This window comes from Pseudomonas sp. 10C3, assembly GCF_036346185.1.
In the GTDB taxonomy this organism is placed as follows: domain Bacteria; phylum Pseudomonadota; class Gammaproteobacteria; order Pseudomonadales; family Pseudomonadaceae; genus Aquipseudomonas.
On the sequence record NZ_JASJVE010000034.1, the window covers coordinates 35601 to 48759 of the forward strand.

Below are 13159 nucleotides of genomic sequence, written 5' to 3' on the forward strand. Positions count from 1 at the left end.
TGCCGTGTGGAAAATAACGACACCGAACTTATGTTCGGACTACGCGGTCTTCCAGTACTTCTGCATCTCGATAAAAAGAAAGGAGGCCGTCCATGTAATCAGCACCAAGCCGGTCAGCGCTTCAAGTCCCGTCAGAAACTTAAGAACCCCTTGGGGTTCGATGTCACCAAAGCCGAGCGTGGTGAAGGTGGTGAACGAGAAATAAACACAGTCCATCAGGCTACCATCAAAATCTCCCCTTAACGTACCCCAATGACCTGACTCGATCATAAAGTAATAGGCCAGGGCGAAAATCCACACTTCGACGGCGTGCGCTGTGAGTGCGCCCAGTACGCCAAAGACTATCCTGAAACGGTGCCAGACCTTCAGCCTCGGCATGAGAGAGTTGAGGCGAAGCAGCAGTTCATAGTGGATGAAGACGGACACCATGACGATAAAGGTGTTCAGCGCTGTAAGGGCTATCATCGTCATCTCTGCATTTAAAACGCCTATTTGAACAGGGCTGCTGTTAAATTGCCATACGGCAGGCCTGAAGTTGTCGGGCGTTTAGACAGCGGTTCTCCAGTCGTGCGGACAATTCAATTGTCGGGCGCGGTTTGGATATCAGGAATGCGGGTGCAATCCGAGCCCCCTGTTTTGAAGAGTTCGCTGTTGGGTCAGGGTCTTGTCGAGGCGTGAGGTTGTGGCTTGATGCGCCCTGATAGAGGCGGAACCGGGCTCCACCTCTTGTTGTGCAATATCGATTCAGGCAGCGTGGTCCCGGTTGCCAGAGCAATCTGTTATTGCATTACATAACGGCCTGGTGCCGGTTCCAGTGGCGGGTGTTGCGCATTGCCCATGTCTGCCACTGCAGTCTGGCGTTCGCCGGCGTGTTTGGCCAGCCAGACGAACCAGTCATTCCACCAACTTCCCGATTGCTGTTCGGCGCCTTTGAACCAGGTGTCGGGGTTTTTAGTGACTCGGCTGTTTGTCCAATAATGGCGTTTCTGTTTTGCGGGTGGATTGATGACGCCAGCGATGTGCCCGGAGGCGCCCAGTACAAAGCGTTTGGTTCCGGAAAGCACGGCGGTACTGGCGTAGGCGCTCCTCCATGGCACGATATGATCATCATGGGTTGCAAGAATGTAGGCGGGTGCATCGACGGCCTGCAAGTCGAGTTTGACTCCGCAACACTCCAGTTCGCCTGACTTCAGGTCATTCTGCAGATAGGTGTGGCGCAGGTACCAACAGTACATTGGGCCGGGGAGGTTGGTGCTGTCGTTATTCCAGAACAGCAAATCCAGTGGGACAGGCTTGTTGCCTTTGAGGTATTTGTCGACGTTGTAGTTCCACCACAGGTCGTTGGGGCGAAGCATGGAGAAAGTGTTGCCCATGTCCTTGCCATGAAACACTCCGAATGGACCGTCCATGCCGCCGATAGTGCGCTCGCGGTAGGCCACCAGCTTTTCGTCGACGAACACACTGATCGGTCCGGTATCGAGGTAGTCGAGGAACGTCGTCAAGAGGCTCACGCTGCCGATGTCGTGATCACCACGCGCCGCGAGTACTGCCAGGGCGGTACTCAGCAATGTGCCGCCTATGCAGAAGCCCACGCAGTTGGGCCGCTGCTCTCCGCTGATCTCTCGCGTCAACTGCAAGGCCTTGAGCACGCCATGCTCGATCAGGTCGTCCCAGGTTATTTCCGCGTGTTCCAGACCGAAGTTGCGCCAGGACATCATGAACACTGGATGCCCTTGTTCCAATAGATGCTTAACGACAGAGTTGTCTGGGCGCAGGTCGAGGATGTAGTACTTGTTAATGGATGGCGGCACGATGAAAACAGGACGCGAGTACTGCGTTTCACTCTGCGGGTAGTACTGAATGAGCTGGAAAATCTCATTCTCGAAGATAACTTCGCCTGGGGTGGTGGCGAGGTCGACACCGACCGTGAAGGCACCACTGTCACACTGGCGCATCTTGCCTTCCTGCAGATCGCTGGCCAAGTGCATCATGCCTGTGAACAGGCTGGCACCCTGGGTTTCAACTACACGCTGGAGAGCATCAGGGTTGCTGGTCAGGAAATTGCTGGGCGCATTGGCGGCAATGGCTTGTTCTACCAGGTAGCGTAGGCGTTGGCGCGGTTTTTCTTCTTCGATCGGAAGCCTGTCGAGCAGCCTCAAGAGAAAGTTGGAATTGAGTAAATAAAAGGCGGCAAGGGAACCGAACAGTGGCTCGTTCCAGTTTCCGCTGGAGAAGCGGCGATCATCAAAGTTGAAGGGTTGGCCGGTCAGCAGTTGTTGGCCTAGTTGCCCCCATTGACGCTGGTAGTCCATCTGAAGGTTGTCCAGTGTTTCACGAGGCACCTCGAACCAGGGAGTGTGGTCGTGCCCGGAAAACCAGTCATTGCTGCTGACCCACTGGCGTAATTGTTGCATCGCAAAATAGGCGATAAAGGGAACTTGTCCAGACCAATAGGTGTTGAACGCATGCGAATTATTGTTCATAGAGCTCCTTGCCCAGGGCGGTGAATCGGGCAGAAAGTAAACCGGACTCTGCCTGAGTCCGGTGCAGCAACAGGAGTGGGAGTGCGGGCTAGCGCTCGATGGCCAGGCCGACGCCTTGACCTCCGCCGATGCATAAGGTGGCCAGGCCTTTCTTGCCGTCGCGGCGGATCAGTTCGTGTACCAGCGATACCAGTATCCGAGCTCCAGACGCGCCAATCGGGTGGCCGAGCGCAATAGCCCCGCCGTTAACGTTGACTTTGCTGGTGTCCCAGCCCAACTCTTGACCCACTGCCAGCGACTGGGCTGCAAAGGCTTCATTGGCCTCGATCAGATCAAGGTCGTCCACGCTCCAGCCGGCTTTTTCCAGTGTGCGACGTGTGGCCGGCACGGGACCGATACCCATGATTGCCGGGTCCACGCCCGCGCTGGCATAGGCTTTGATCCGTGCCAGGATCGGTAGACCCAGGGCCTGCGCTTTAGCGGCACTGGCCAGTAACAAAACGGCAGCGCCATCGTTGAGGGTCGAGGAGTTGCCAGCGGTCACAGAGCCTTCTTTCAGGAAGGCGGGTTTGAGTGTTGCCAGGGCTTGTGCGGTGCTATCGACGCGCGGCTGTTCGTCGGTATCGAAGATGAGCGGGTTGCCCTTGCGCTGGGGAATCAGAATCGGGGTGATTTCGCTCTTGAAGCGCCCGGACTCAATGGCCGCTGCCGCCTTCTGTTGTGAGGCTGCGGCGAAGGCATCCTGTTTCTCACGTCCAATGCTGTACTTTAGCGCCAGGTTTTCGGCGGTAATACCCATGTGATAGTCGTTGAAGGCATCCCATAGGCCATCCTGGATCATGCTGTCGAGTAGTTGCGCATGACCCATGCGCAGGCCTGTGCGTGCCTTGGGCAGGACGTAAGGAGCCAGACTCATATTTTCCTGACCGCCAGCGATCACCAGTTCCGCGTCACCGCAACGGATCGCCTGGACGGCAAGTTGGACAGCCTTGAGGCCGGAGCCGCAGACCTTGTTCAAGGTCAGGGCGGGCGTGGTGTGTGGCAAGCCTGCCTTGATTGCCGTCTGGCGTGCCGGGTTTTGTCCGGCGCCAGCACTGAGCACCTGTCCGAGGATTACCTCATCTATCTGGGCCGCATTAACACCGGTCTGTTCTAGCAGGTGGCGAATCACGGCGGCACCCAGTTCGGTGGCGGGAATTCCGGCAAGAGCACCCTGGAAGCTGCCTATAGCGGTACGAGTGGCAGCAACAATTACGACTCATTGGTAAGGCAAAATTCGTCGAGCAGGATCAGCGCATCCATGCGCTGACGGGACTACTGCATATTCATGCCGCCGTTTACCGAGAAGTCGGCACCGGTGCTGTAAGCGGACTCTTCGGAGGCCAGCCAGGCAACGATTGATGCGATTTCTGCGGGCAGGCCAAGGCGGCCGACTGGGGTTGCCGCGATCATGGCGTCGAGAATGTCCGGGCGTATCGCCGCCGTCATATTGGTCTGGATGTAGCCTGGGGATACGGTGTTGACCGTCACACCCTTGCCTGAGACTTCACGGGCCAACGCCATGGTGAAACCATGGGTTCCGGCCTTGGCTGCGGAGTAGTTGGTCTGGCCGAATTGGCCGCGCTGGCCGTTGATGGAGGAGATGTTGATGACCCGGCCCCAGCCCTTCGCCAACATCCCTTCAATAACCTGTTTGGTGGTATTGAATAGTCCGCTCAGGTTCGTCCCGATAACGGCGTTCCAGTCTTCGGGAGTGAGCTTGCGAAAGGATGCGTCGCGCGTAATGCCCGCATTATTGACCAGTACGTCGATCGGGCCGCACATCTCGCGCACCAGTTCGAACGTTTTGCGGGTTGATTCCCAGTCGGTGATGTCTGTGTCAACGCAGTCGAAGTGATAACCGCCTTCGAGTTGACTTGCTATCCAATCATTTTTTCGGCTGGAATTAGGGCTGCAGCCAACAATGACCCTAAATCCATCCTGGTACAGACGCTGACTGATAGCTGTACCAATACCGCCCATCCCACCTGTTACTACTGCAATACGGCTACGTGATTCCATACAAGAACTTCCTTCTCTATTTTTGCGCTGCAATACGTGAATTGTTCTGTATTGACAGGGCATGAGGAAGTGTTTGGCGGTGACTGCTTAGTGTCCAACGGTGCCAAACTGGCGTTTGGGTCATTTGGTTGAGATTGCGTGGTATCTGTGTTTGAAGTTTGATGAATAATGACTATCATTTTCAATAATAACTGGTAATTATTCCGTGCTTGTTTTGGATCCAAAGATCATTCATGGCGCTATAGATGGTGCAAGTTCCGGCTGTGCCGAGCGCTGATAAGTTTGTTCTTGTGCTACACGATAATGTCCGGCTTTAAGCTGGAGAAGGCGCTCTCACGTTGGGCTTGTTTCACTCCGCAGGGTCGGTCTGATGCAAGACCGACGCGGCGCATGAGTTGCCTCTGTCAATAACCCCGGGTTATTCCGGCTTGGTCCGTTTTGTTACTCCCCTTCCTGGTTTGCGCGCTGGACTTGCATCCGTGGTAGCGAGTGTCGGCGCCGGCTGTGTCGCTACAGGAGGGGCTACCAGCTTGACTGCATCTGCTTCACTTGGCTGCGGGGCCAGACTAGGGCCTGGCAGGGGGATGTCGAGTAGCGAGTGCAGTTCACACCAGAGTTTTCCTTCAGCACCGATAGTCGTTAGCAACTCAGGTACTAATAGCGCCACGGCCGCCAGGATCTGCTGGCGTGCTTCGGTTTCCGGGAGCAGCAAGGGCAGGCTGCGCAAGCTTTCTTCCGGGTGAACAAAGACCAGCAGGTTCTGCAGTCGTATGGTTTCGCGCAGAACAATGGGGTCGATGTAGTGCTCGACTGGAACAGGGCCCTGCTGGATCAGTTGCTCGACGCGGCGCTTGTCGATTTTCTTGCTGTCACGGCCGATCAGGAAAAGTATTCGTACCAGCGCTTCCAGTCTACCTCCGAGGGCTAGAGCCTCATGCAGACGCTCGATCAGGACCTTGTCTTGCTGCTCGGCATGCTCCTGAAGATTCCGCGCAGGCTGCTTGTCAACAAGGGCGCTTAACCCTCCATACACACTGTAGAAACACAGTTCAAGGGATGCGTCACGCACATCACGATAAGCATTCAGGACGTCCTGCATCTGGTTGGAGAACAGGTCCTGCCACGCCAGCAGTGGGTTGTCTTTGCGGGCGGGGCGGCGATCGCTGTGCACTTGAGCGGCGGTGCCAGCGAGCCACCACAGTGCCGGATTCAGACTGCTCCATACCACCTGTTGTTGATGGAACGGGTGCGCCTTGCGCAACAGTTCTGCGATGGGCTCATTGATCATCTGGCGCATCCAGGGGCGTACGAACCCGTCGTAAAGCGAGCTATTGATTTCGGAGGCGCGCTCTACCAGCGCGAATTCGCGATCGTCATCACGCGCCGGCTCGCCTTCATCATGGATATCGGCGATTCGCCTGGGTTCGAAACGTACGCGATAGCGTGCATCATCGCTGCCCGATGGGTCAGGGATATCCTCGATCAGCATTTCATACAGCCCCGAGGGCAGCGCATTGATTGCGTCGACAGCCCCGAGCAGTTCACGGTGTTCGCGCCGGGCGACCTTGCCGGATACGAAGATGCCCAGATGGCCGATACTGGCGTGCTGCAGGTAGACGATGGTGCGTCCAGCACACTGCAAAGCGAGATCGCTGGGATAGACATCGGTTATCCAGTTCAGTGCTTGTTGTGGGGATGTGATGTTGTCTCCGTACGAGCAGAACACCACCACCGGTGCTTCGATCTGTTTCAGGTCAAGCCCGAGGGTCTTGCGTCCGAGCCCTCCAGACAGATGGTTGCCGATGAAAAGGTTGTCGACAATCATTTCGATTTCTTCGCTATTCAGCAGGCTCGGGCTGCCCCACCAGCGTTCGAAATCGAGAAAGCGCGGAGCCTCGCTGTCGACTTGACTGAACAGCTGGTAGTACTTGTTCCAATAGGTATTGGCGGGGTCCAGGTTCTCGAAGTTGCTGACCAGCCAGGTGCCGTCGAAACGGTCGTTGCCCAAATCGCTGGCCAGGCGAGTCGTCCAGCCCCCGCCCAGCAGGCCGCCGGTATAACGCATTGGATTGCGTCCATTGACACCGGCCCAGTACGACAAAGGAGCACCGTTGATGATGATCAATCCCGGCAGCTCCGGGTGTGTTGCAGCCAACCCCATTAACGCCCAGCCGGCTTGGCAGTTGCCGACCACAACAGGTTTGCTGCCGTCAGGATGGAGGGCGCTGACGGCTTCGATGAAATGGGCTTCGGCTTCGACGATATCCATCAGCGTTTGCCCTGGCATGGGCGCGTGACTGAAGGCGATGAAGTAGGTGGGATGGCCCGCTCTGAGGCTCTCGCCTATTACCGAATCTTGTTTGAAGCCGCCAATGCCCGAGCCATGACCACCGCGCGGATCAATGATGATTACTGGCTGGCTGCTGCTGTCGATGTTTTGCTCTGCTCCAGGGAGGATTCGTAATAGCGAGTAGTTGACGGGGCGGGGGAGATCCGAGCCAGCGATCAGCGTTTCATGATTGAACTTGAGCAGCAACGGATACCCGGCGCGCTGGTGGACCAGTGTGTTGTCGCCGCGCTGGCGCAGGGTGTCCCAGAACAGCAGGCTGCGTTGACTGAGGTCGGCGAAGTACTCCTGCCAGTCATCAAGGGTGGGTTGCGTTAGCTGGCCCTGGATGAGTGGTGTAAACGTTTTTTCCTGACGCTGGCGCGAGGCGTCGAGGACGTTCGAGGTATTCATGTGTTGCAGTCGACTTAGATTTTCGAGTACATCATGTTTTACGAAAAGCCCTTTATCCTGCGACGCAACAATATAGTCATTATCCATGATGCTCTCCTGGCCGTATGCATGAGAAGCGGCTTGCCTCAGCCTTCATTGCTCAGGAAGGGATTTGGTTTGGCCGATCTATTCTGTTTATGGAGGAGTTATAACGAATAGCTGCAGAAGGGGCAAAGCTTTTTTGCGGTGCACAAAAAAAGGTTGCCAAATAAAATTGTGCACTGCAATATTAAGCCTAACGCGATGACTCAGCAGGATCGCTATCGCGTCCTCAGGCCCATGTCGGCCTTCCAGTACTAGGAGATTCAAGCATGTCTTTGTTTAATACTGAAAAATTGCAAAACGCTCAGAAAGCTAACCTCGACCTCCTGCAGCAAATCAGCGGCAAAGTTTTCGCGAGTGTTGAGCAGCTTAGCCAACTGCAGTTCAAGACTCTGCGTGCTTCCACCGAGGAATACTTCGATGGTTTTCGCAAGCTGCTGGCGGTACGTGATCCTCAAGGCTTTGCGGAGCTGCAAGCATCCTTTATCCAGCCGCATGTACAGGCCGAACGCCTTGCTGAGTTCAATCGTCAAATGCAAGAATTGATTGTCGGCACACAGTCGGAAATCGCCAAGTTGACTGAGGGTCAAGTCGAGGCGGGCACTCAACAAGTGCAAGAATTCATTGAAGTGATGAGCAAAAATGCGCCGGCTGGCTCTGAGCCTGTCGTGGCCGCGTTCAAATCGACGCTGGCGAATGCCGGTAGCGTTTATGAAAACGCACAGAAAGCTGCCAAGCAGGCTGCTGACATTGCCCAGAGCGGCTTCGCCGCAGCGACCACCGCAGCTGGCAAAGCCGCACCGGGCAAGGCAGCGGGCGGTAGCAAGTAAGTCAAATCAAAGCTGGAACAGCTTTGCGGATGGCGACGGGTTCACTCCCCGTCGCCATTTTTTTTTCGTCCGGCGCTTGGTCCAGTCTGGCCTGGCGGTGTGCCGCCGAACAAACCGAAGAGGTTTTGAGTGTTTAGGTAGAGCGCCTTCGATTGGTCGACATATTGGCGCATCAAATCCTGCATGACCGGTGCCTGCTGGTGCATGAACTCGCTCCACGCCTCAGAGGACTGCGCACCCGTTTGCGACTGGATGTCGATAACTGTCTGGATGCTTTTATCCAGGTAGCTGCCGAGGACGCCCTGGAAGGGGCCGTAGAACTGGATAATCCCCATGAGCATCTCGCTGGAGAAGATCGGTTCACCGCCACTTTCGGCTTCTAGAATCACCTGAAGCAAGATGCTTCGAGTCAGATCCTCGCCAGTCTTGGCGTCGACCACCTGGAACGGGATTTTATCGACGACCAGTTGGCGTATATCCGCAAGCGTCAAATGACTGCTGGTGTACGTGTCATACAGGCGGCGATTGGGGTATTTCTTGATCAGGCGGGTGTTGCTCCGACTGTTATCTGTCATGCGGGGCTTCTCATTGCGAGCCTAGTTCGCAAGCATCTTATCCTACTATGGCTACTGCCGCGGATCGGAGTGGTGCCAAGGGTTAAACCCTAAGGTACTGAGGCCTGCGTACGGAGCGGGTTCACCTGCCTTGATGAGCTTGATCCATTCAGTACGGATTAAACGCAGTGTTTACTTATCGAGAAGCCCGGTGAAGGTAGAGCGCTGCACTGCATAATCACCCCCCATCAGGAACCCTGGCCACGCGTACGCACTCTCTTGCCTGTCGGGTTCTCGTGCTTTCTCTAATGTCCTGCCAGAGGGGCGCTTTTCTTCCTCGACCTTGAGCGGCGATCCATCGGTCCGGTACTGGCCAGGCGGCATGTGGAACCAGCGACAGCACGCTTTATGGAAGCTGCTGTGGTCGTGGAAGCCAAGGAGATAGGCCACATGCTTCATATTGTAATGAGAGTGGCGCAGATAGAAGTCAGCCATTTGCCTGCGCAGATCGCTCAAGACATCCTTGTATTGCACGCCATCCTTCTCAAGCGCTCGTTGAAGTGTTCGTTTGCTGATGTGGAGCGCTGCAGCCATTGACTCCATGTCGAAGAATCCAGGTCCCAGCCCTTGGCTCAAGCGCTGAGTGATCATCGCGCGAACCCGGCCAAGAATAGAGAAACCGAACAACAGGTCCAGCTGAGCCTCGGCAAAACTGTCATGGAGAGTGGCTAATGCCTCATTCGCCATACTCAAGGGACGCAGCAGTTCCTGCCCATCGAACACGATGCTGTCATAAGCCGCCCCGAAAATTAACGGACAAGCAAAGAGTTGCTGATGTTCCAGGATGCTCTCGGGCTCTGGATAGGAGAACTCTATACTCAGGGGTTGCGGAAGATGTCCACCCGTAAGCCAGCGGCAAAAACCGAGCAGCGAAGCAAGTCCTGCATCGGTGTACTGCCGGGGTTTAACCGAGTCGGGTTGCTGGAGGTCAAGCCCGGACAGGCGATAATTCTGCCCTTCCTGAACAAAGAACAGGCTGAATCCAGTACCAATCAACGCGCTGAAACGAACTAAACGCTCCAGGGCGCGTTTCAGGTTCAGGCTGGACATCATCGTGTAACCCACGATCTGGAAACTGCCCGGGTGTACGTGTCCGTAGGCTTTCAGGCCGATATCTGGATTGCCCGAGACCTGCGTCGCCAGGTCCCATAGACGGTACATAATGCTTCGCCGACAAAAGGTAGCCGGCTGCCCCAAGATTTCCATGTCCAGCCCGGCTTCCTGGCACAGGTTGGCGACATCCAAACCTTGGGCCGAAAGTGTATTCACCAACACACTGGCATAGCCCGTACTCACTCTATACATGACGGCCTCGTCTATCCGTGGAATTGAACATCCTTTGTGGTGAGCTTGGAGGGCCCGTTAGCTCCAGCGGGCCAGCCGTACGACGAAATTTTTCTCCTTGAATCATTCCGTATGAGGAATGGGAACTTGTTTAACGTTAGCATCATATGATTCAAGATATTACACAGATATGAACAAAGTTGAACATTTTTAGCCGGTTTTACGACGGCAGGTTTTGTCTTCTCCGCGCGTCCTTTTCGCGCCGTTCGACGAGAGGTTGGGTGTGCGGAAAATAATTGAGAGATTGAGGAAATGAGGAGATGGCTGGGCTGTATTGCCAAGGCGGCCCAGCAATTAGGGTGGGGATTAAGATTCATGTGATGCCGGAGAATAACTCCGGCATTTTTTTGCGTGCCAGGACTTCTCGGTTTTGCTGGCGAAGTCGCCAATCTTTACGAAGTGCGCCAGGCGCGCATTCGCTTTTCAGTGGCTACCCAGGTGCTACCGACAACACGTGCTTCAGGTTCACGGAACGGTTGGCACGGCCACGCTTGAGCGCGCCGTGCCCCGTCTATCAATGGCTGGACGCGCTGGCGGCTCCGAGGCCGGTCTGTGCACGCACGAACTGGTCGGCGTAGGCGTTCCGTTCATTGTCTGCCCGGACACTGCGGTCGAGTTTGGAAACCACGACGATCACTAGGAAGGCCAGCGGCATAGAGAACAGTGCCGGGTGGTCGTAGGGGAAGATCGCCTTGGCGTGGCCGAGTACGGTTACCCATACTGCTGGCGACAGGATCACCAGCACCAGCGCGCAGATCAGACCGGCAAAGCCACCGAGGATTGCGCCTTTAGTTGTCAGGCCTTTCCAGTACATGGCCATGATCAGGACAGGGAAGTTGGTCGAAGCGGCAATGCCGAAGGTCAGACCGACCAGGAAAGCGACGTTCATCTTCTCGAACAGAATGCCCAGCAGAATGGCGATGATGCCGAGGCCGACAGTGGCCATGCGGGTCACGCGCATTTCTTGCTTCTCTGTGGCCTTGCCTTTCTTCAGTACGGTGGCATAGAGGTCGTGGGAAATGGCTGAAGCACCGGCCAGGGCCAGACCGGAAACCACTGCGAGGATGGTGGCGAAGGCCACGGCCGAGAGGAAGCCGAAGAACAGGTTGCCGCCCACTGCTTTAGCCAAATGCATTGCGACCATGTTGCCGCCGCCGATCAACGTACCGCCTACCTGGCCATTGACGTAGTACTGCGGGTCGGTGCCAATGATCACCATCGCGGCAAAGCCCAGGGTACAGACCACAAGGAAGAAGAAACCGATGAAACCGGTAGCGTAGAACACCGATTTGCGTGCTTCCTTAGCGTTCGGCACGGTGAAGAAACGCATCAGGATGTGTGGCAGACCGGCGATGCCGAATACCAGGCCGAGAGACATGGAGGCCGTATTGATCGGATCGGCGAGCATGGCGCCGGGGCCCATGATGTTCCAGCCGCTGGCATGGGCTTCGATGGCTTTGGTCGCCAACATCTCATAGCTGAAATCAAACTGGGACATAGCCATCACCGCGAGCGTGGTGCCACCCGCGAGCAATAGCACGGCTTTGATGATCTGCACCCAAGTGGTCGCGATCATGCCGCCAAAGATGACGTAGACCAACATCAGTGCGCCGACGATCACTACCGCCACCGGGTAGTCGAGGCCGAATAACAGCTTGATTAACTGACCCGCGCCGACCATTTGCACGATCAGGTAGCAGCACACCACCGTCAACGAACCAAAGGCGGCGAAGATGCGTACCTTGTTTTGGTCAAGGCGATACGAAACGATGTCGGCGAAGGTATAGCGCCCCAGGTTGCGTAGGCGCTCGGCCATCAGGAAGGTGATGATCGGCCAGCCCACGAAGAAGCCAATGGTATAGATGAAGCCATCGTAGCCTTTGGCGAACACCAGGCTCGAAAGGCCCAGCAGGGTTGCCGCAGACATGTAGTCGCCGGCAATTGCCAGACCGTTCTGGAACCCTGTGATGCCACCGCCAGCGGTGTAGAAATCGGAGGTGGAGTGAGTTTGTCGCGCTGCCCACCAGGTAATGAGGAGAGTGCCCAGGACGAAAACGAAAAACATGCCGATGGCATGCAGATTGAGTGGCTGTTTTTCCACTGCGCCGGCCAGCGAGGGCCCTGCGAGTACAAGGGAAGCAGGCAGAAGGCCGAGGCCAGCAAGGATCACATTACGCAGAGTAGTCATCACTTGCTCTCCTCGAGAACTTCAGCGCCCAAGGTGTCAAAGCGGGTGTTGGCTTTGTAGACATACCAGCCGGTGAGCAGCCAGGAGAAGATGATGATCGCTGCGCCCACGGGCATGCCCACGGTCATCATGCGATTCTCGGCCAGTGGTGCATGCAGCCACTGAGGGGCAAAAGCCACCACCAGCATGAACGAGTAGTAAGTGCCCAGTACGGCAGCGCTCAGCGACCACGCCAGGCGCGAACGGCTCTGCACTAATTTGATGAATTTCGGATTGGCCCGAATGCGTTCGCAGCGCTGGGTATCGGTTGCATGGATATTGCTCATTTTTTGCTCCCTGTATTATTTTTTTTGTCGGTGCTGTCGGTGCTTGAAGTTGCGGTATGGCTATCAGGTCGATTTCGGCGTGCACAATCCCGAAGCGACAGGTCAGGCCTGTCGCTTGTTTGGGGCTTTGTCGAGGGTTAAAGGGGCGAAGGACTAAAGGTTCTTGGCCATGTCCCGCAGGAGGAACTTCTGAATCTTCCCGGTAGAAGTCTTCGGCAGCAGTGTGAACACCACGGTGCGCGGCACCTTGAACCCTGCCAGATGCTCGCGGCAAAAGCTGATAATGTCGGCTTCGCGAACGTTCTGGTGGTCGGCCTTGAGGGTGATGAACGCGCAAGGCGTTTCTCCCCACTTCTCATCGGGGCGTGCAACCACGGCCGCTTCCAGCACACCCGAGTGGCGGTAGAGCACGCCTTCAAGCTCGATGGTGGAGATGTTCTCGCCACCCGAGATGATGATGTCTTTGAGCCGGTCCTTGATCTCTACATAACC

10 protein-coding genes and 1 pseudogene are annotated in these 13159 nt (G+C 56.0%); 1 reads left to right on the forward strand and 10 read right to left on the reverse strand.

The features are described from left to right. Positions 1–39: 39 nt before the first annotated feature. The 5 genes from QN399_RS23800 to QN399_RS23820 all read right to left on the reverse strand — a co-directional run bounded on the left by QN399_RS23800 (position 40) and on the right by QN399_RS23820 (position 7371). Positions 40–465 (reverse strand): potassium channel family protein, encoded by a 426-nt coding sequence (locus QN399_RS23800; protein WP_322178937.1) that lies wholly within the window; start codon positions 463–465, stop codon positions 40–42. Positions 466–779: 314 nt separating this feature from the next. Further along, the gene (gene phaC / locus QN399_RS23805) at positions 780–2483 is read right to left on the reverse strand and encodes a class I poly(R)-hydroxyalkanoic acid synthase (protein ID WP_330201790.1); all 1704 of its coding nucleotides are present in this window, start codon (positions 2481–2483) and stop codon (positions 780–782) included. A gap of 88 nt (positions 2484–2571) precedes the next feature. Next, the gene (locus tag QN399_RS23810) at positions 2572–3735 is read right to left on the reverse strand and encodes an acetyl-CoA C-acetyltransferase (RefSeq protein ID WP_330201794.1); all 1164 of its coding nucleotides are present in this window, start codon (positions 3733–3735) and stop codon (positions 2572–2574) included. Between the two features lie 62 nt (positions 3736–3797). Next, positions 3798–4544 (reverse strand): acetoacetyl-CoA reductase, encoded by a 747-nt coding sequence (phbB, locus tag QN399_RS23815; RefSeq protein WP_322178938.1) that lies wholly within the window; start codon positions 4542–4544, stop codon positions 3798–3800. A gap of 418 nt (positions 4545–4962) precedes the next feature. Next, the gene (locus tag QN399_RS23820) at positions 4963–7371 is read right to left on the reverse strand and encodes a DUF3141 domain-containing protein (RefSeq protein ID WP_330201791.1); all 2409 of its coding nucleotides are present in this window, start codon (positions 7369–7371) and stop codon (positions 4963–4965) included. 263 nt (positions 7372–7634) lie between these two features. Here QN399_RS23820 and QN399_RS23825 point away from each other — a divergent pair, with 263 nt between their 5' ends. Next, the gene (locus QN399_RS23825; RefSeq protein ID WP_322178940.1) at positions 7635–8195 is read left to right on the forward strand and encodes a phasin family protein; all 561 of its coding nucleotides are present in this window, start codon (positions 7635–7637) and stop codon (positions 8193–8195) included. A 41-nt stretch (positions 8196–8236) separates the two neighbouring features. Here QN399_RS23825 and phaR read toward each other — a convergent pair whose 3' ends face one another. From phaR to QN399_RS23850, 5 genes and pseudogenes are all read right to left on the reverse strand, one after another. Next, positions 8237–8770, reverse strand: coding sequence for a polyhydroxyalkanoate synthesis repressor PhaR (phaR, locus tag QN399_RS23830; RefSeq protein ID WP_322178941.1), 534 nt, complete (start codon positions 8768–8770; stop codon positions 8237–8239). A 171-nt stretch (positions 8771–8941) separates the two neighbouring features. Then, complete coding sequence (locus QN399_RS23835; protein ID WP_330201792.1) at positions 8942–10078, reverse strand: AraC family transcriptional regulator; 1137 nt, start codon at positions 10076–10078, stop codon at positions 8942–8944. Between the two features lie 589 nt (positions 10079–10667). Further along, positions 10668–12341: a cation acetate symporter gene (locus QN399_RS23840; RefSeq protein ID WP_219059958.1), complete on the reverse strand. Its 1674-nt coding sequence runs from the start codon at positions 12339–12341 to the stop codon at positions 10668–10670. After that, complete coding sequence (locus tag QN399_RS23845) at positions 12341–12667, reverse strand: DUF485 domain-containing protein (RefSeq protein ID WP_322178944.1); 327 nt, start codon at positions 12665–12667, stop codon at positions 12341–12343. The genes QN399_RS23840 and QN399_RS23845 overlap by 1 nt, the downstream gene beginning before the upstream one ends. A 153-nt stretch (positions 12668–12820) precedes the next feature. After that, positions 12821–13159 (reverse strand): annotated as a pseudogene (locus tag QN399_RS23850) (acyl-CoA synthetase); the annotation flags it as partial.

Excerpts from the sequence above, each read along its gene's own strand:
- phaR (WP_322178941.1), bottom strand. The coding sequence starts at position 8,770 with ATGACAGATAACAGTCGGAGCAACACCCGCCTGATCAAGAAATACCCC.
- QN399_RS23820 (WP_330201791.1), bottom strand. The coding sequence starts at position 7,371 with ATGGATAATGACTATATTGTTGCGTCGCAGGATAAAGGGCTTTTCGTA.
- phbB (WP_322178938.1), bottom strand. The coding sequence starts at position 4,544 with ATGGAATCACGTAGCCGTATTGCAGTAGTAACAGGTGGGATGGGCGGT.
- phaC (WP_330201790.1), bottom strand. The coding sequence starts at position 2,483 with ATGAACAATAATTCGCATGCGTTCAACACCTATTGGTCTGGACAAGTT.
- QN399_RS23840 (WP_219059958.1), bottom strand. The coding sequence starts at position 12,341 with ATGACTACTCTGCGTAATGTGATCCTTGCTGGCCTCGGCCTTCTGCCT.
- QN399_RS23825 (WP_322178940.1), top strand. The coding sequence starts at position 7,635 with ATGTCTTTGTTTAATACTGAAAAATTGCAAAACGCTCAGAAAGCTAAC.
- QN399_RS23800 (WP_322178937.1), bottom strand. The coding sequence starts at position 465 with ATGATAGCCCTTACAGCGCTGAACACCTTTATCGTCATGGTGTCCGTC.
- QN399_RS23845 (WP_322178944.1), bottom strand. The coding sequence starts at position 12,667 with ATGAGCAATATCCATGCAACCGATACCCAGCGCTGCGAACGCATTCGG.